The 18,988-nt window shown below is 41.6% G+C and carries 14 protein-coding genes and 1 tRNA gene; 8 read left to right on the top strand and 7 right to left on the bottom strand.

Annotation, left to right across the window (positions count from 1 at the left end; translation table 11 throughout):
* Positions 1 to 35: 35 nt before the first annotated feature.
* Together BMW98_RS18885 and BMW98_RS18880 are read right to left on the bottom strand one after the other, a co-directional pair.
* Entirely contained in the window at positions 36 to 1,247 is a 1,212-nt protein-coding gene (locus tag BMW98_RS18885; RefSeq protein WP_090260839.1) for a DUF4221 family protein, read from the bottom strand.
* Positions 1,248 to 1,311: 64 nt separating this feature from the next.
* A complete protein-coding gene (locus tag BMW98_RS18880; protein WP_090260837.1) occupies positions 1,312 to 2,577 on the bottom strand; it encodes an acetyl-CoA hydrolase/transferase family protein in 1,266 nt (421 codons plus the stop codon).
* A gap of 226 nt (positions 2,578 to 2,803) precedes the next feature.
* On the opposite strand from BMW98_RS18880, the gene BMW98_RS18875 reads away from it, so the two are divergent.
* From BMW98_RS18875 to BMW98_RS18860, 4 genes are read left to right on the top strand one after another with little or no spacing between them, the layout of a single operon-like run.
* The gene (locus tag BMW98_RS18875; RefSeq protein WP_162844620.1) at positions 2,804 to 5,065 is read left to right on the top strand and encodes a LysM peptidoglycan-binding domain-containing protein; all 2,262 of its coding nucleotides are present in this window, start codon (positions 2,804 to 2,806) and stop codon (positions 5,063 to 5,065) included.
* A gap of 7 nt (positions 5,066 to 5,072) precedes the next feature.
* On the top strand, positions 5,073 to 6,107 hold the full coding sequence (locus tag BMW98_RS18870; protein WP_090260833.1) for an HlyD family secretion protein: 1,035 nt from the start codon (positions 5,073 to 5,075) through the stop codon (positions 6,105 to 6,107).
* Positions 6,107 to 7,570, top strand: coding sequence for a TackOD1 domain-containing metal-binding protein (locus tag BMW98_RS18865; protein WP_090260831.1), 1,464 nt, complete (start codon positions 6,107 to 6,109; stop codon positions 7,568 to 7,570). Before BMW98_RS18870 ends, BMW98_RS18865 begins: the two co-directional genes overlap by 1 nt.
* Positions 7,571 to 8,872 (top strand): glycosyltransferase family 2 protein, encoded by a 1,302-nt coding sequence (locus BMW98_RS18860; protein WP_090260829.1) that lies wholly within the window; start codon positions 7,571 to 7,573, stop codon positions 8,870 to 8,872. It begins immediately after the preceding gene.
* Here BMW98_RS18860 and BMW98_RS18855 read toward each other — a convergent pair.
* A complete protein-coding gene (locus tag BMW98_RS18855; protein WP_090260827.1) occupies positions 8,869 to 9,957 on the bottom strand; it encodes a hybrid sensor histidine kinase/response regulator in 1,089 nt (362 codons plus the stop codon). The two genes, BMW98_RS18860 and BMW98_RS18855, sit on opposite strands and share 4 nt — an antisense overlap.
* Positions 9,958 to 10,032: 75 nt before the next feature.
* Here BMW98_RS18855 and BMW98_RS18850 point away from each other — a divergent pair, with 75 nt between their 5' ends.
* The 3 genes from BMW98_RS18850 to BMW98_RS18840 all read left to right on the top strand — a co-directional run bounded on the left by BMW98_RS18850 (position 10,033) and on the right by BMW98_RS18840 (position 13,143).
* A complete protein-coding gene (locus BMW98_RS18850) occupies positions 10,033 to 11,247 on the top strand; it encodes a hybrid sensor histidine kinase/response regulator (protein WP_090260825.1) in 1,215 nt (404 codons plus the stop codon).
* Between the two features lie 99 nt (positions 11,248 to 11,346).
* On the top strand, positions 11,347 to 12,990 hold the full coding sequence (gene glgP, locus BMW98_RS18845; RefSeq protein ID WP_090260823.1) for an alpha-glucan family phosphorylase: 1,644 nt from the start codon (positions 11,347 to 11,349) through the stop codon (positions 12,988 to 12,990).
* A 79-nt stretch (positions 12,991 to 13,069) separates the two neighbouring features.
* A tRNA-Pro gene (locus BMW98_RS18840) sits at positions 13,070 to 13,143 on the top strand.
* Between the two features lie 267 nt (positions 13,144 to 13,410).
* On the opposite strand, the gene BMW98_RS18835 is transcribed toward BMW98_RS18840, so the two are convergent.
* From BMW98_RS18835 to BMW98_RS18825, 4 genes are all read right to left on the bottom strand, one after another.
* Positions 13,411 to 14,010 (bottom strand): aspartyl/asparaginyl beta-hydroxylase domain-containing protein, encoded by a 600-nt coding sequence (locus tag BMW98_RS18835; RefSeq protein WP_090260821.1) that lies wholly within the window; start codon positions 14,008 to 14,010, stop codon positions 13,411 to 13,413.
* A gap of 56 nt (positions 14,011 to 14,066) precedes the next feature.
* The gene (locus tag BMW98_RS18830) at positions 14,067 to 15,188 is read right to left on the bottom strand and encodes an acyltransferase family protein (RefSeq protein ID WP_090260819.1); all 1,122 of its coding nucleotides are present in this window, start codon (positions 15,186 to 15,188) and stop codon (positions 14,067 to 14,069) included.
* A 44-nt stretch (positions 15,189 to 15,232) separates the two neighbouring features.
* A complete protein-coding gene (locus BMW98_RS20350; protein WP_139177695.1) occupies positions 15,233 to 15,442 on the bottom strand; it encodes a hypothetical protein in 210 nt (69 codons plus the stop codon).
* A gap of 210 nt (positions 15,443 to 15,652) precedes the next feature.
* Positions 15,653 to 17,881: a M1 family metallopeptidase gene (locus tag BMW98_RS18825; RefSeq protein WP_090260817.1), complete on the bottom strand. Its 2,229-nt coding sequence runs from the start codon at positions 17,879 to 17,881 to the stop codon at positions 15,653 to 15,655.
* Between the two features lie 207 nt (positions 17,882 to 18,088).
* Between BMW98_RS18825 and BMW98_RS18820 the strand changes: the two genes are divergently transcribed.
* Positions 18,089 to 18,958 (top strand): glycerophosphodiester phosphodiesterase family protein, encoded by an 870-nt coding sequence (locus BMW98_RS18820; RefSeq protein ID WP_090260815.1) that lies wholly within the window; start codon positions 18,089 to 18,091, stop codon positions 18,956 to 18,958.
* Positions 18,959 to 18,988: the final 30 nt, after the last annotated feature.

The raw sequence follows: 18,988 nt of genomic DNA, 5'->3' as shown, positions 1-18,988 counted from the left end.
AAAGGCCATCTAGAGATGGCCTTTATTCATTAATACTAATCCTCAACCCCAAACACCCTAAAGTCTACACGGTTTTCGCTAGCCTGTTCTTTGATGAGAATATGAAGCCCAGCGTTACTGGCAAACGCATTGCTATTGTGGTTTGGTCTTAGACTTAACTCTTCCACAGAGAGGGCTATTGATGATGTTTCACCCGATTGCGTATTGTAAACAAGTAGAAGAGCCTCTTGAACCCGTGGCATTTCTTTTTCAAGGTTTTCAACGTATTCTCCCCTTGTTTTATTGATGAGTATTCGGTAGACGAATTTTTTGTTAGGTGATAGATAAAGTCCGGCAAAATGTGGTGGTTGAATAGGTTCTGAAATCGTTTGGACGCCATTCTTTAATTGCTCCATTCTATTTAACGAAAGGTAGGTTTTGTAGTCAGTGATTTCAATATCTGGCGAGCTCAGGTAGTCAGTTTTAACTAGTTTTCCAGATTTTATGAAGTATATACTATCGGAAATACCCGTGGAAGTCACAAGGTCAGTGTAGTCTCCGGCAAAGCTAACCCTTAAAGGGTCTAGTTTTTTGCTAGAATTTTCTATAAACGTTTTCATGTCTCCGTAATTAGGTATAAAGGTTTCCGCATTTAGCAGATCAAAAGTTTCTTGGGCTGTATTGAGGTCGATTGTTCCCCAGAAATAGGAACTGCCTTCCCCTTTATTGATGAGGCTATACTTTAATGGGCCTATTAGCTTCCCATTTCTGTAGCTGGTGGCTTGCATAAGGTAAACAGGCGTAGCATTGGCTCTATATTTTTGTTCTTTTGGATTGTATAGCTTTTTGAGTACTTCGGCTTTACTGTTGACTAAATAATAGTCCTGAAATCCACTAATAAAAATCGAATCTAGTGAGTGAGGAAAGAAGCTCAGACTGAACAATAAATTAATAGCATTTGGCCCTTCATTAGCTAATTTTAGCTTATTTATTTGTTCGCCTTTTTCGTAGTCGTATATGTTAATTGACTTAGTGGAAGGATTAGAAAAAGAAAAATATTCCTTTCCTTCAATTTCATCCAGTCTAAAGCTACAGGTGATGTCTACGGCCGACTCAAAGTCCAAAGGAAAAGACTTAGTGCCTTTATCTACCAGTTTAAAAACTTTGGTGGTTAATGTTGCAGTGCTCTCTGCTTCGTTGGTTGAATCTTTGGTTCCGCAAGAACATAGTGCTAAAAGGGCGCAAAAAGAGATGAGTGTAAGACGCATGTTTATTGTTTTTGAATCTTACACTCAATAAAATGAATTATTCCTTCATTACAATGATGGTTTCTTAATGAAAACGCTCAAACGCCTCTTTCTCCAATGCTTCTTGGTGGTCTGGATGAGCTACGTTTATCAAAGCTTTAGCACGTTCTTTTAGGCTTTTTCCATAAAGGTCGGCTATGCCGTGTTCTGTAACCACATAATGCACATGGGCGCGCGTAGTCACTACACCGGCTCCTGGTTTTAACGTAGGGACAATTTTGGTTTCACCTCGTTTGGTTGCCGATGGTAAAGCAATAATTGGTTTTCCACCTTCGGAAAGCGAAGCGCCACGAATAAAGTCCATTTGTCCACCAACGCCTGAGTACATGGTTTTACCAATGGAGTCAGCACAAACCTGTCCGGTTAGGTCTACTTCTATAGCGCTGTTAATGCTGGTCATTTTTGGCATTCGCCTAATCACTGCCGTGTCGTTTACATACTGAATATCCAACATTCTGATCATTGGATTATCGTCTACAAAGTCATAAAGCTTTCTAGACCCAATCATAAAGCCTGATACGAGTACGTCTTTATGTTTTGTTTTGTACTTGTTGTTAATTACCCCACTTTCAATTAATGGAATTACCCCATCGGAAAACATTTCGGTATGAACGCCTAGGTCTTTGTGATTGCCCAGGCAAGAAAGCACGGCATCGGGTATTGCACCTATGCCCAGTTGTAGCGTGGCCCGGTCTTCGATCATTCCTGCTATAAATTCCCCGATTTTAGATTCTTCTGGTGTTAATGGGTGAGGGGCATGCTCGTGTAATGGTGTGTCTATTTCTACGCATTTCGCAAATTTGCTCATATGAATCAGTCCATCTCCATGAGTTCTTGGCATTTGTGGGTTGATCTGGGCAATTACAGTTTTGGCTACATCTACTGCCGCTTTTGATGTGTCAATAGACACACCAAGAGAGCAATAACCGTGTGCGTCTGGCGGAGAAACTTGTACTAGCGCTACATCAACGGGAATTATGCCAGCCCTAATCATAGTGGGTACTTCACTCAAAAAGCATGGAATAAAGCTGGCACGACCTTCTTTATGCGCCTTTCTCACATTGGCTCCAATAAACATGGAGTAAATGTTAAAGGTGCCTTCATATTGTGCTTCAGCGTAGGGCGCATTGCCTTCGGTGTGCATTTGATAAATGGATACATTATTTAACTCTGGCGCTCTCGCGGTCATGGCTTCTACCAGGGCTACGGGAGTAGCTGCAGCGGTGTGTAGGAATATATTATCTCCAGATTTTATGTCCGATACGGCTTCTAGGGCTGTTTTTACTTTCATGGGCTTGTTTTTGAACAAATATTTAAAAGTAATGCTTGTAGTGATATGACTTATGTCATACTAAGATATGGGATTTGACAGGAACTGCTAGTCTAAGGTTTTACCCCATTCGTCATGTAATTTCTTCGAATAGTCGATAGCGAAGTGGAATGCAGCAGGTTTCTGTCTATCTTTCTGAAAATGCCGTAATAGGCATAACATGTCACCTACAAAAATGCAAAGTACTATGAAGAGACTTGCTCTCGGCATATTATTGGTAATACTCTGTTTCAATTGTTTTGCTCAGCAAGACAGCGTAGCGGTTAAGCATAAGGTTGCACTTGGAGAAAATCTGTTTCGCATTTCCCTTAAGTACAACGTTAAGCTTGATAAACTTAAACAATGGAACAGTTTAACATCAGACGCCATTGGCGAGGGACAAGAACTGATTGTAGGCTATGAGGTGGCTAATACAAAGCCTCAACCTTCCAAAAGCAGCAATACACTTGACTATTTAAACCGTTTACAAAAGCTGGTTGATCAGGTAGAAAATCTCTATTATTTATCACTAGCAGAAGAATCTGAGAAACGAGATTATGCCGATACGGCCTTGTTGAATGCGCTGTTTTCACGTCAGTATAGCGAGAATGCCGAGTATCAGTTGATGAATGAAATGAATTCTGTAATGATGCAGGCCTTAAAAGATGATATTGGCCTTAGCTTTTACAGCAGCTTTACTCACAACTTTGAGCCGGGTATTTTCGAAGGAGAAGATCTTTTCTTTAGGACCCGAGCGAATGTTGGGTTCGATTGGCAACTGTTTGGTTCCGGGTTTTTAGGTAATAAGGATGAAGCCAAACGCCTTGAAGTTGAAAACCAGATCAATAGCTTGTTGGAGTCTAAGGTGGCAAGAAATGAAAACTACATTTATAGCTACAACTACTTTATTTACCTTTTTAATAAGTCACAACAGAAATATTTAGAGCGAAGGCTCTCAATGATCAATAGTTTTTTAGAGATCGCCTCGCAGATGTATTTGGTGAGGGCAACGCCATGGGAGCAAATTGTTAAGCTAAAAGGTAGAAAAGAAGGGCTTGAGAACATGGCTAAGAATTTGGCCAATTACAACAAGGGATTCGATAGTGCCTATGCCGAATTGAATTTTGATAGGCTATTGGATGCGGAGTCTTTGCCGGTGCTAGAAATTATTCCTGAAATGGTTTTTTCTGGTGTAGAAAGCGATTCGCTAAATCAGAGTCTGGTAGCCTTGGAAAAGCAGAAAGTAGACCTTGAGTATAAGAAAACTCGCGACTTAAGTTTTAGAACATACGTGCGCTATAACCTGTACGATGAAGACCTGAGTGACATTCGTAGCTACGGTTCTGTTGGAGCTACTTTTTCCGTTCCCCTCTTTAAAAACAGGCGAAATAGCGAGCTAAAAGAGAAGCGACTGGCTGTGCTGTCATCTCGCTTGGGCAACCAAGCTACTGCCATTAATAATGAGTTAATGAACCATTATTATGAGTATGAATATACCCTAAAGCAATTTTTAGAAATGTATGGCGACAAGGAGTTGGCATTGGAACGACTTAGAAGAGAACTGGCCAAAGATTATTTGCAGGACCCAAGCTTTACCCCAATAGATGCCATTAATTACTTAGATCAGCTTTTTGCCATCGACTTTGAATTGCTTGACCTAAAGCAGAAGATGTACTTAAAGCTTCTGAAGATTTATTCTTTAATGAAGGATAATAAGGCGTCTGATATTACGCGGGTTATGAATTTGGGCAACTTCTTAGATAAAATGGCTGGAGATAGGGCTGTTTATGCCTGGTCCGCTACGCTTGGCAAGTTCGACCCAGGCTTTCTAACCAAATACAGTATTAATAATGACTTTTCTCGTTTGTTCATCTCTCCGGGAAATACCGATCCTTCAACGCTCGAATCTTTAATGGAACTGGCACATAAAAGTAATCAAAAGGTATACAGGCTAATTGGCGAGAACAGCTTTGCTAAAGATGGACAGTCTGATGGATTAATGACCATTGCTCAGTCTGCTATAGAACAGGGCTACGATGGTATTCAACTTGATATTGAGCCACACACATTTGACGATTGGGACAACAATAAGGAAGGCTACTTAGCCAATCTGTCCGCAGCGATTAGCGGTGTGCGCGATATAATTGGTGATGAAAAACAGTTGTCTGTATCTATACCTCTTTTCTATTCTGAATCATTTCTGGAAAGTGTAGAAGGAATAGTGGATGAATTTATTTTAATGTGCTATGAAAGGCCTGAAGTTGAGTTTATAGTTGCTCAAATTAGTCAAGAAGTTGCTTTGAATCAGGATAAAGTGACTTTAGCTTTAAGAACTGATGACTTTTCTGATCGCATTGAACTGGAAGATTTTGTGAAAAAACTAATCGATGCTACCGGTATCGATCGTATAGTAATACATGATCTGGGCTCACTTATATCGCTCGATCAAGAAACCATAATGGGAAACTAATAATATCGTGAAAAGAATAAAGTTCGGAAATCAGCAGAGCCACGTTGCGGAAGAAGAGCAGCCAATTCGCAAAAAGCGAATCAACTGGGATAGGTTGGTGTATTTGGCTATTCTCTTTGCTATAGTTGGTAGTTTAGTTTTATACCTAGTAAGAAACTTCTATTTCATTACTGCTCCGGCTCAGGTGGTTAAAGAGAGCTATGCAGTTTTGTTGCCTTACGATGCCCGGATTGAAGAAATTATGGTAATGGAAGATGATTCTGTTACCCGTGGTACGCCACTTTTAAAATTCGAAAGAGATTTTCGAGTATCGGACAACACTTTGGTTAACTCTACTCGTTCTGTAGAAGAATGGATAACCAAAGAGCGATTTACTGCCCAAAGGAACATTCGCGTTAAGCAAGTAGAAGTAGAGGAGTTGAACAGGAGAATGGCAGAAATAGACGAGCAGATTGCTCAACTAGAGCTTTTAGTAATTCTGGATGTTTCCAATGCCACAAAAATTGAGCAACTGAAAGATGAAAAGTCTAGGTTAAAGTCTGACATTAGAGTGAAGGAGGAGGAAATCAAATACTGGCAAAAATACTTGTATGAACTGCCACAGTACAAAGAAAGATATACTACCAGCCTGGTAGAGCAACTAAGCGCTAATAACGAAATATCAGTTTTTAATACACCGGTAAGCGGAATCATAACCAACATTAACTATAAGCAATTTGAACTGGCTTATAAGGGGGAAATAATAATGAGCGTAGAGTTAGACGATGCCTATGTTCGCGCTTACATCCCTCAAAAAGAGTTCGGGTCCATTTTTGAAGGCGATGTTGTTACGGTAAGCTTCCCCGATAGATCAAAAGGCAAGGGTATTATAGAGAAGATTTACTCAAGCTTGGAGCAGTTGCCTCCAGAGTATCAAGATGAAACAAGAGTAACCACACGCTCATTCTTAGCCATTGTTAGGCCATTGAATGAGTCGCAACAGAAAAAATGGCGTATCAATAATAATTTGGGGGTTGAAATTCGAAAAAGGAGGTTTTTCTAATGATAAAAAAAGCATTTGCATATAGAGAAGCCGCTCCTTCGGTAAATAAGGAAGAAAAAAAGGCTGCATTTGATAGGTCCAAGAATGCTGTGCTCAATGAGAATGGGCTGGATGTACTTTTGGTCAGAAATTTTGATGACTTAAGAGTGCCTACTTTGGCGGCTTACGATGCTATAATTCTTCAGTATCAGGATGTAGAGCGTGTTTATGAGTTGCTCAAGGCTGTTCGCTCTTCAAGCTTTGAAGAAATATACCTAAAGCCTTGCTTTATTTTGGCCTACGAAGCTCATGTAGACCCTGTTGTAGAGCAGCTGAGCGATGGAGTATTAACCGAGCCGTCAATACTTTCGCACTTTGCTAAGACAGAAAATATTTTAGAAGCAATGGCCGAAATTGCTGATGTAAAGACAGATTTTACAGGCCGTAAGCTTTTGCTAAAACTAATGCGCTACTTGTATAGTAGGCAATCTCCGTTAGTTCCGGTGCCTTCAAAAAGGTCGCATACAGGTTATGCATTTCCTTTTTTGGAAGCCAACGTAAAGAACTACGAATACGAAGAAATTTTCCACCTATTAGAGGCGGGAGTACAAAGAGGTTTTCTCAGCGAAGACTTTGTAGACGTAATGCACCTATGTAGTAAATGTAACTCAGGTTTTATTAACTACAGAGAGGTTTGTCCAAAGTGTAATACCCGAAAGCTGACCGCTCAAAATACTATACACCACTTTGTTTGTGGAAATGTTGGTCCAGAGTCGGATTACAAAGAAAATGGAAAGCTTGTTTGTCCTAAGTGTGATAGACAGTTAAGGCATATTGGTGTAGATTATGACAAACCATCTTTGGTGGTAGAATGTGAAAATGGTCATATTTTCCAGGAGCCAAATATGGAAACCTTCTGCTTTAACTGCCATAGTGTTGGGCAGATAGAGGATATTGTGGAGCAGCCGGCAAATGAGTACCATCTCACTGCTTCTGGAGCCGAAACAGCATTGAGCGGCAAGGCAAAAGTAAAAGAAGAGCAGAAACTGGCAGATGGATTTGTGTCATTGCCAGTATTCCGAACTTTCTTGAAATTGGAGATTGAGCGACTCAAACTCAACGATATTCATACCACCGTATCTTACATCAGTTTGCTGTTGTCTCCGGCTACGCTCAAAAAGCACGAAGATAATTACGAGGACTTCAGAAATGACTTGGGCACCTTGCTCGTAGAGCAATTAAAGCCTTCGGAAATTGCCACCATGCTCGATGATGACGTGTTCTTGGTGATTAGCCCTGAAGGAGAAGAGGAGCCAACCAAGCAGCGTTTTAAAGAGATTTGCGAACGAATTACCGGAGTACTTGTAAACTCTCTTGACGGTAACAAGGCCGATAGAGTAGCTTACGGCTCTTTTGAGGTGGAGGCAGATAATGAGTCTGAGTCCGTAATGATGCAGATTAACGAGAAGCTTAAGGTATTCTAAATGTGGGAAAAGGTATTCGACTATTTTCAGAGCCTAACAACCAATGATTTTATTCGAATCTACTGGTACCTATTCCTTATAGAAATACCGCGTTACCTATTTTTCGACTACATCATATTAGTCCTTTATTACCTTAAGCGTTTTTCTACAAGGCACGATTACAGAAGAGCACAAAACCGGTTTTGGACAGAGCAACCATTGATTAGTGTGCTTGCTCCTGGGAAAAATGAGGGAAAGAACATTTATAAGCTGGTAAAGTCGCTAGAAGCGCAAACATATCAGAATTACGAAATCATAATTGTTGATGATGGCTCTGATGACGATACGCCAATTATCGGTAGATCGTTGGAAAAGGCCGGTTTGATAGACCTGTTTATCAGAAATCAGGTGCGTGGGGGGAAAGCCAGTGCTGCAAACCTTGCCTTAAGATATGCCAAGGGGAAATACATTTTGCACCTCGATGCTGATAGTTCGCTTGACAGAACTGCTATTGAGCGCATTATTACCCGGTTTTACATGGACGATGAAATTGGCTGTGTTGGGGGCAACCTAAAAGTGCGTAATGCCAAAGAAAGTGTGGCTGCCACAATGCAGGGAATCGAATACCTAATGTCCATTTCTGTGGGTAGAATGATTACTTCCTATTTGGGTATTTACAGAATTATTTCTGGTGCATTTGGTGCTTTTAAAACTGATGCCTTAAAAAGAATTGGTGGCTGGGATATTGGCCCTGGTTTGGATGGTGACGTTACCCAAAAGTTCAGAAAGATGGGCTATAAAGTGGCCTTTGAAGACCGCGCAATTTGTCTTACTTCGGTGCCAACTACCTTTAAAAAACTAGCCAAACAAAGGCTAAGATGGAATAAATCTATTGTTCGTTTTAGACTCAGAAAGCACATTGATGTTTTCTTTCCAAATCAAAACTTTACTTGGGCCAACTTTCTAGCCTCTGCGGAAAATGTACTGTTCAATGTGGTGTTTGCCTTCCTTTGGCTCTTTTACATGATAGACATCATCATTCATTTCCCCGAGACTTTGCCATTGATTATCGCAGTTAAGTTGGTCATTTATACATTTATAAATTATCTGCAGTTTTTTGCTTTGTTGGCGGTTTCAGAAAGGTGGAAGCAAGAAATTTGGTTCTTGCTTTATATTCCGCTCAAGTCAATTTACAATGGCTATTATATGCGTATAATCAGGTTGATGGCCTACATCAAGGAAATGTACTTCTATAGCTCTTACAAAGATGCGTGGAATCCGGCCAAAACCTCAGACAAGGCTTTGGATCACGGAAAACTCTAGGCCTTTTTTAGTACCATGGTGAAGGAAGAACCAACGCCTTCTTCAGAAACTAGCGAAAGCTCTACATCAAATAGGTCCGCTAGGGTTTTTAAAGTGTAAAGCCCAATACCGATTCCGTCTTTCCCAGAAGTTTGTTCGGGGTTAATAAATGGCTCAATCTCTTCCAAGTTTGTGTCGCTAAAGCCAATGCCTTGGTCAATCACCATAATGTCGTACTCATGTTCTCTGCTCAATCCAGAGATCTTCACTGGGCAGTTTCTCGAAGAGTATTTAAAGGCATTACTCACCAACTCTTTGATGGAAAACTCAATAAACTCTTGTGGAAATTGAACATGTGTTTCTTCTAAGTGTAGCTGTAAGTCAGATGTTCTACCGTTTTCTTCAGCAATTTGCTCGCCTATCGCCCGTATGGTTTCATGCAGGTCTTCGGTAGTCATTTGCTTCAGTGTATTCAGGTCTTCGCTGTGGTTTTTAAGTGCCTCAATTCTGTAGAAATACAAGATCTTAACGATCATTTTACGTAACTGGGCAGCCTTTTTATTGATAAGGCCTGCAATTTCTTTCTCTTCTTGGTCTTGAAGTAAAACCTTTTCACTGCTCAGCATTTCGGCCAATCGCTCAATATTACGTAGCGGATCGTCAATTACGCTGGCAATTGGTAGTCCCACAACACTTTTCAGTTTGTCGAACTTATCTACCTCTTTGGCTATAATTCTTTCACGAATGTCGAGCCTGTTTTTTACGGCAGTAGTAAGTTCCACCATGTCGAAGGGTTTGGTCAGGTAATCGTCTGCGCCCAGGTTCATTCCATCGCGCAGGTCTTTCATGGTGTTTTTTACTGTAAGAAATATAAAGGGAATGGTCTTCGATTCTTCTTTCGATCTAAGTTCTTTCAACATTTCCATACCATCCATAATAGGCATGTTAATGTCGGAAATGATTAAATCTGGTCTGTTTTTAAGCGCCATTTGCGCACCAACTTGTCCATTTTGAGCACAGGCTACATCGTATCCTTCCAACTCCAGAATCTCACAAATATTCTCTCTCAGTAACTCGTTATCCTCTACTACAAGTATTGTTTTCATCTTATACTACCAGCTTAAATCTAAATATAATCAAAATGGCTTTTCATAAAGCGTAAATTGACTAATTTCAACATTATGTCGTTGGGGAAAATTATTATTGTTGAGGATGACTCTCTGAGTGCCAGGCTTTTACAGCGAAATGCTGAGAAATTGGATTATGAGGTGGTTGGTAACTTCTCAAATCCACAAGAAGCACTCGAATGTTACAAGGAAAATGACGTAGATGCAGTACTGCTCGACTTTCAACTTGGCGATGAGTGGGATGGAAGTGAATTGAATGCGCGCATTCAAGAAATAAGACCCGTTACTGTGATTTTTATTACCTCGGCAGACGATGACGAGAGTTTGCAAAAAATACTAACGGCAAACCCCGATGGCTACATTCAAAAGCCCATTAATTCTCGAGAATTGCGCGCCATTTTGCAAATGGCCATTTATAAGACCAAACAAGAGAAGGCACTTACCGAGCTAAACGAAACCTTGGACGAAAAGGTGATTGAACGCACCCGGGAGTTGGATGTGGCGGTAACGTCCTTGGTAAAGGAAATGGCCGAAAAGGAAAAAGTGCAGTTGAAGTTGGAGCGTGCACTTGAGGCTGAAAAGGAGTTTAGCCAGCTTAAGTCGAGCATTGTTTCAAACCTTTCTCATGAGTTTAAAACACCCTTGGCTTCTATCAGGTCTAGCGCTCAATTAATCAAGGCTATAGGCGATAAGGAGGGCAGACCTAAAGAACAAAAACATGCCCATAGAATTGAAAAGGCCGTTGATAGTTTGACGGACATTCTTATGCGCATATTACTGGTTGAAAAAGATCAAGATGCAGTTTATTCGGCTGAGATTATGACTTTTAACCTAGCTGAATTTATGAAGGGACTTTTGCAAGAGAGTCAGTTCGATAAAGTGGATAATGTGAGCATAGCGTATGAGGAGCAACTTGCCGGTGTGGAAATAAGCTCGGATAAGCGCTTGCTAAAGCAGATATTTATTAACCTCATATCAAATGCCTGTAAATACTCTCACCCGAATGGTACGGTATATTTAACCCTAAATATTGAAAACGGCACCTTAATATTTGTGGTGAAAGATGAAGGGATAGGAATGTCTTCAGAAACCCAACAGCAGATGTTTCACAGGTTTTTTAGGGGCGATAATGTAGGTTCGATAGAGGGGACCGGCATAGGCATGTCTATTGTAAGGCGCTGTTTAGATGCACTTAGGGGCGAGGTAAATGTTGACTCTACTGAGGGCAAAGGCACAACAGTAACCATATCTATTCCAATAGAGGGGTAAAGCCTAAGAATCAAACGTTTGCAATTAAGTTTCTGTTACGGCAAATGCATATGCCGTTCTAAACACGTAATTTTATAGTCCGTCAAAACCGATTGAGCTATGAAGTTGAAGCATCCGTACAAATTTGGTAAAGGTTATGAAAAACCTGTGGCTTACTTTTCAATGGAATTTGCCATTGATCAGCCGCTTAAAATCTATTCTGGTGGCTTAGGCTTTTTGGCCGGTTCGCACATGCGCAGCGCCTACGATCTCAAGCAGAACGTAATTGGCATTGGCATTTTGTGGAAGTATGGTTACTATGACCAAACCAGAAAACACAACAACGAGATGGATGCCCTTTGGCAAGAGCGCCATTACAACTTTTTGGAAGATACTGGCATAGTGCTAGAGGTTACAATCGACAACCATCCTGTAAAGGTTAAAGTGTTTTACCTTCCGCCAGAAGTGTTTGGCACCGCACCAATATTCTTGCTTTCAACGGATCATCCTGAAAATGACCATTTAGCGCACACCATTACGCACAAACTGTACGATAATAATATCGCTACGCGCATTGCGCAGTATGTGGTGTTAGGAATTGGCGGAGCCAAGTTGCTAGAGGTGCTTGGCCACGAGGTAGACCTCTATCATTTTAATGAGGCGCACGCCTTGCCGGCTGCTTTTAGGCTGCTAGAAAAGCTGGGCAGTTTAGATGAGCTAAAACAGAAACTGGTGTTTACTACGCATACCCCGGTAAAGGCTGGTAACGAAGTGAACGATCCTAACTTGCTGCATAAATTGGGCTTCTTCAATGGCTTTACTATTAAGGATATTGAGGACTTGGTTGGTTTTGAAAACGGCATGTTCAACCATACGCTTGCTGCTCTGCGCATGTCTAAAATTGCCAATGCGGTTTCAAAAAAGCACTGCGAAGTGTCGCGTGATATGTGGGGCGGCTTTGAAGATGTTTGCGATATTATTCCAATTACCAATGCCCAGAATAAGGCGTATTGGGTTGATGATGAAATAGAGAAGGCTTACCAGAAAAAGAACGACAAGAAGTTTTTAAAGCGTAAGCTAGAAATGAAGAAGACGCTATTTGAGCTTGTAGCTGATCAAACAGGCAAAATATTCGATCCGAATGTCTTGACTATTGTTTGGGCCAGAAGGTTCGCAGGTTATAAGCGTGCCGATTTGATTGCCAGAGATGCGGAGCGTTTTGAACGACTGCTAAACAATAAGAAATATCCAGTACAAATAATCTGGGCTGGTAAGCCATATCCACTAGATCATGGTGCTGTAAGTACTTTTAACTGGTTGGTGCACTTTACCCGCAAGTTCCACAATGCTACTATATTAACTGGCTACGAGCTTGGCCTTTCGGCTTTAATGAAAAAAGGGTCTGACGTTTGGTTGAATAACCCTAGAATTCCGCTCGAAGCATCTGGGACATCTGGAATGACGGCCGCTATGAATGGTTCTTTGAATTTTTCAACCAATGACGGATGGATTCTGGAGTTTGGCGAACACGGCAAGAACGGGTTTGTGATTCCTGAAGTAGATACAAGCCTGCCAGAAGGAGAGCAAGATCGGCACGATGCTGAGCATATGATGCAGATTTTGGAGGAAGAAATAGTGCCAATGTACTATGATGACAAGGCCGCTTGGACCACCATGAACTACCAAAGCATGGAAGATGTGGAGAAATACTTCCGCGCAGCTCGTATGGCCGATGAGTACTATAAGAAGTTGTATAACTTGTAGTTATTCCCACTCCTCTATTAGTAAAATGTAGGAATTATTATACTTGTAAGAGCAGGCTTGGCCTGCTCTCGTTTTTAATCGGGATGTGGCGCAGTCCGGTAGCGTACTCGTCTGGGGGGCGAGTGGTCGCAGGTTCAAATCCTGTCATCCCGACAAGCTAATCAAAGTCTGCAGTAGCAGGCTTTTTTAATTTAAGGTAATTCAAGCTTGTTTGAAATTGCCGAATAATTGAAAAAGTAGTCACGCAGTAAGTAGACTTTGATTAGGTTGAATCCCCCACCCAAGGATCACCGAAGGTAATCCCGTCAAAAGTCTTTGAATATAGGTTTCAAGCATCAAACTTCGCAAATCGCAAATCGCAAATCGCAAATCGCAAATCGCAAATCGCAAATCGCAAATCGCAAATCGCAAATCGCAAATCTACCCCTGACTCTCCTCAATCACTCCTCTTAGCCATTCGTTGGGAATCATGTCGATGGTAAGGTTTACGCGTTCTTCAGTGCTGTTATTAATAATTCTGTGTGGGTCGGTTAGGCGCATATACCAGCATTCGCCCAATGCCATATGCATCAATTCATCGTTTAGATAAAACTCCACTTGCTCGTTGGAGAAAATTGGAACGGTTAGGCGCACCACAGATTTTTCTATTTCTATACCAAGCGTTGGGTCGGTGTGTTCTTTTACCGTAGAGTTGGGTGCCAAGCGAAGAAGCCTAACCAATGTTACCTTGGTTTTGGCCTTAAAAAAATCTACCACCTCATTAAGGTAGGGCGATTTCTCTAGCTCTTGAGTGTCCATCCAGTCGCACCACGAACCATCAGCATAGTCGTCAGCTGGTGGAGGAAAAGGCAAGGAGGTGTCAACCAAGTGAGCTGGCGAACGCAAGGGAATTACGTTGTAATAGGTAAAGCTGCCAAGTTTTAGAGCTTTGTACTCTTCTTGAAGTTTGTTTACATCGAACGTAAACGGAAGCTTAATGCGATCCTTAAAGGCGGTGCTGTTTTCTGCTTGGGTAATCATAATTGTGTATGTTGATGATATAAATCTATTCGATTTAGGACTTAAATGAAAGTGATTTATACTTTGATCACGATTTTCTTTCGGTACAAAACATAACCCAGCAAGTAGCAAATGGCCAGATGAAACAAGGCCATTAGTAAAGATGAAAACTTTAGGTGGTTGGGAGTGATTTGACTAAAAATGTTTGCCCAAAGCCAGCTATTTCCATTGATGGTATTACCAGCCTCGTTGGTCCAGCGAACAATGTAGAGCATGGTTTTCACGAAGACACCCGAGAAAACAAAGATAATTAATGGGTTTAGGCCAAAGACCTGAAATGGCTTAGCCCAGCTCTGTCTTTTCCTTACATCCAGTATTTCTACCAAAATGCCTAACACCATGCAGGCCAAGCCTCCGGTGTAAATTACATAAGAACTGGTCCATAGCGATTTGTTAAGTGGGAAATAGATGCTCCAGCATAAGCCAACGAATACGGCTATCACTCCAACCAAAAGCAGGTTTTTTACCAGCAGATGCTGCTCTTTATATTTTTGGATAAGAGCCCCAATGTAGAAACCAAAAACAATGGATATAGCTGCCGGAATACTGCTCATTATGCCTTCCGGATCGAAAGAGATTCCTTTTCCTTTCCACATATGGTTTTCGCCAAGCACCTTAAGGTCTATTGCCCTCACCCAATTGTCTTCGATACTAAAAGGGTTTTCCCCTCCATGAATAATGGAGCTTGTCCAGTAAAAGATTAAAATGAGCAAGGCGACTCTCCATAGGTTTTTGATAGAAATGCTCAGGCATAGGAAAGCAGCAATTAAATAGGCCAGGCCTATGCGCTGCAAAACGCCCATTATGCGTATGCTTTCGAAGCTTTTATTATAAAAAGGGTAGAAGTGCAGGGCCAGACCAATTAGGAATATCAGTGCACTGCGTTTAATGATCTTTATCGCGCTTTGCTTCGACAGTTTATGATCGTACTTGCTGTACGACATGTAGAGCGATACGCCAATAATGAAAAGAAAGAATGGAAACACCAGATCGGTAGGAGTTACTCCATGCCAATCGGCATGTAGAAGTGGAGGATAAACATGCCCCCAACTACCGGGGTTGTTCACCAAAATCATTAGGGCTATGGTAAGCCCGCGGAATACATCTAGAGAAAGTAGTCTTTCGGTTTTTTGCACCATTTGGTATGTGTTAAACCGAAATATATGGAATTAACCCAAACTGGTTACTTCTTAAAATACCGGATAACTAAATAGAGCGCCCCGAGCATAAGGTAAAAGCCTCCAAAATACACAAAGGTATTGTCGATCTTGCCGCAACAACGGGTAACATCATAAATAATGGTACCGAAATAGGGTAGGCAGGTAAGTAAAAATAAAGGCACGGCCAATTTATAAGCCGGCTGCTCTTCCACAAGTGTTGATCTCTCTTCCAATTAAAAAATGTTTAGCTGATGGAGACAACGAAACCTCGGCTGTTGGGTTTTGGCAATCGGACGAACTGCTTGGTTTTTTAGACAAACGGGAACGAAAATGTAGGGCATAAAAAAAAAGAGGCTGTCTCAAAAGCATGGGGCAATTCCATTAGTGGTTTGAACCTGCAGTGTTTTGAGACAGCCTCTTTAAGGCTTTTGCTTCAGCAAGAATTAATTCCCGTTGCCCTTTTTAAAGCTTTCGAATCGAGAATCAGTGTTACTAGCTGGCTTAGGGAATGAGTTGTTCTCTAAATCAGTGTCACTAAGTTCTTTGTTTGGGTCGAAAACCACGCTGGCTACTTCTTTGTCTTTTACAAACATGTGCGTTACCTGCTTTTCATTGTATCGCCAGATTTCTGCCGGTACTTTTTCAATTTCTGTGGTGCCGTCTTTATAAGTCCACTCTACAATAATTGGCGTTGCCAAGCCACCAACATTCGTAAAAGTGGCTTGGTACACGTTTTTGCCTGCAAAACGCTCCCTAATGGCATCATTGTCAATTTCTCCTCTGTACTCTCCACGCACTTGTGTATCGGTAAGCTCTAGCTCTTGTGGTTGCCCGAAGAAAGGGTTGCCATCAGCGCCTTCACCTTCGCCAAGGTTACCGCCTTGCGTTTGAACTTGGCCTTCAAAAGTTTGGCCTTCGCCTTTTACGCGCATCCATTTTACGTTCGCTACTTCAACGTCCACATGGTCGGTGCTGTAGAACCAGCCTTTCCAGAACCAATCAAGGTCTACTGCCGAGGCATCTTCCATAGTACGGAAGAAGTCCGCTGGTTTTGGGTGCTTAAATGCCCATCTTTCGGCATACTCTTTAAATGCTTGGTCGAATAATTCGGGTCCCATAACCTGCTCGCGCAAAATCACCAATGCTGCCGAAGGTTTAGAGTAAGCCTCTGGCCCAAGTTGCATAGACTGCTCTGGGTTGGTCATGATTGGGCGTTGGTAATCTTTGCTGCCCTTCATGTAAGGTACAATAGAAGCTGGATCGTTGCTGTTGTACGGTAAATCAGGGTAGTATTTTTTCATGGTCATATATTCCAAGAAAGAGTCCAGACCTTCATCCATCCAAGCCCACTGGCGTTCGTCAGAGTTTACAATCATTGGGAAGAAGTTGTGCCCAACCTCGTGCACAATTACATAAACCATTCTGGTTTTAATAAAGTCATCGTAAGTGCCGTCAGCTCTTGGGCGGCCAAAGTTGAAGCAGATCATTGGGTATTCCATACCGATGCTCGCAGCATGTACCGAAATGGCTACCGGGTAAGGGTAGTCAATTGTCATTTCTGAATAATTGATGAGCGTGTTTTTAACTGCAATAGTAGACTCACGCTCCCAAAGTGGGTTACCTTCTTTAGGATAGTAAGACATGGCCAAAGGCGTGTTGTTGCCAACTTTTACAGCCATAGCATCCCAAATAAATTTTCTTGAAGAAGCAAAGGCAAAGTCCCTCACATTCTGTGCATGGTAAACCCATGTTTTTGTGTCAGTAGCTTTTTCCTTCTCATTGGCAATAGCCTCTTTTTCGGTTACAATAATTACCGGTTTGTCATAGGTCTTCTTGGCCTTGTCAAAACGCTTTTGTTGCTCTTTGCTCAGTACATCGCTTGGGTTTTGCAGTTCACCAGTCGATGCCACAATGTGGTCAGAAGGAACTGTGATCTCTACTTCAAAATCGCCAAAAGTAAGTGCAAACTCACCAGAGCCCATAAATTGCTTGTTCTGCCATCCATTAAAATCATCGTAAACGGCCATGCGTGGGTAGAATTGCGCTATGGTGTAGAGGTAGTTATCGTCTTCTTTAAAGTATTCATAACCAGAACGGCCGCCAATCAAACCTCTGTCATTTACATTGTACCACCAGTCAATGGCAAAATTGAAGCTTTCGCCTGTGGCCAAAGGCTCAGGTAGCTCAATCTTCATCATGGTGTAATTAATGGTGTAGTTAAGGTCGTTTCCCTTGGTGTCTTTAACGCTCATTAGTTTGAAGCCACCGTCAAAACCCGTGTCGCCAAAAATGCTTTGAGCCTGTGCCGTGCCTATGGCTTTTGCATTATCTGGTATGGCACTGCCACCACTGGTTATAGCGCCTAGGTTGTCTTTTTGTCTTACGTTTTGGTCCAACTGCACCCATAAGTATTTTAGGGTAGAAGGGGAATTGTTGTGGTAGGTAATTACTTCTGAGCCGGTTACTTTCTGGTTCGTATCGTCTAGCGTAACCTTAATTTTGTAGTCGGCTTGTTGTTGCCAGTAGGCTGGTCCGGGTTCACCAGAGCCTGTTCTGTATTGATTGGGTGTGGGTAGCAAATTATCAATCTGCTCGAATTTGGCTCCCCATTGGGTTTGGGCAGCTAAGCCGAGCGTAAAGATTGATAGCGCAAGTGTTAATATGGCTTTCATAGCGTTAGTGTTTGTTTCAAATTTTTTGATCAACAATGAATGATTGAGACTGACAATATTAAATAAATTTTAGAGTAAAATAATGGCTGTTTTAATCTATTTGCAACATTGTTGCGTTTAGTACTAAGGGATTGCTTCATCGAAAATCATAATATTGTGTTCATCTGGCTGCGGCAATCATTTTCTATTTTAGGCAAAATTGAAGTTATGAAGTACATTTTTACATTGGCTTTTTCTTTTATGGTTTCTGCAGTATTTGCGCAACAGTTAGATATTCAAGGGCATAGAGGAGCAAGGGGTTTGGTGCCAGAGAACACCATTCCGGCTTTTATCAGAGCTATTGAAGAAGGTGTGACAACCTTGGAACTTGATGTGGTAATTACCAAAGATAAGCAAGTGCTTGTTTCGCACGAGCCATACCTTTCTGCCGACATATGCTCAAAACCCAATGGCGAACCGATTGCTAAAGGCGAAGCACACGATTTCAATATTTATCAAATGACTTATGCCGAGATAGCCAAATATGACTGTGGCATTAGAGGCAATAGCCGTTTTCCTGAGCAAGAGCCAATGAAGGTTTCCAAGCCTTTGCTAAAAGACGTGATAGACGCTGCTGAGCAATACCTAGCAGATAATGACCTGCCAAAAGTTCAATATAATATAGAGTTGAAGAGTTCTGAGAAGGGCGATGGTGTAAGTCATCCGGAAGTTACCGAGTTTTCCGAGCTTGTTTTCGATCTGCTTTCCGACAAACTGACTGCCGATAGATATACTATTCAGTGTTTCGATTTTAGGGTGTTGCAGTATTGGCACAAGACTTACAGTAATGTAAGATTAGTCGCGTTGGTGGAAAATATTAAGGGTGTAGAAAAGAATATTGAAACTTTAGGATTTACGCCATATGCTTACAGTCCGTACTACAAGTTGCTGAATAAGAAGTCGGTAGCGGCTTGTCATGCCATGGGTATGAAGGTGGTGCCTTGGACGGTAAATACATTAAAGGAAATGAAAGACTTGGTAGAACTAGGGGTAGATGGTATTATTACGGACTACCCCAATCTCGCAAAGGGGCTTTGAGCAATCTTCATCATATATTTGCAGCCGTTT

Origin of the sequence: Roseivirga pacifica (assembly GCF_900111145.1) — a bacterium.
GTDB classification, from domain to species: Bacteria; Bacteroidota; Bacteroidia; order Cytophagales; family Cyclobacteriaceae; genus Roseivirga; species Roseivirga pacifica.
The sequence above is the reverse complement of the archived record's forward strand: the minus strand, read 5'-3'. Positions and strand labels throughout refer to the sequence as shown.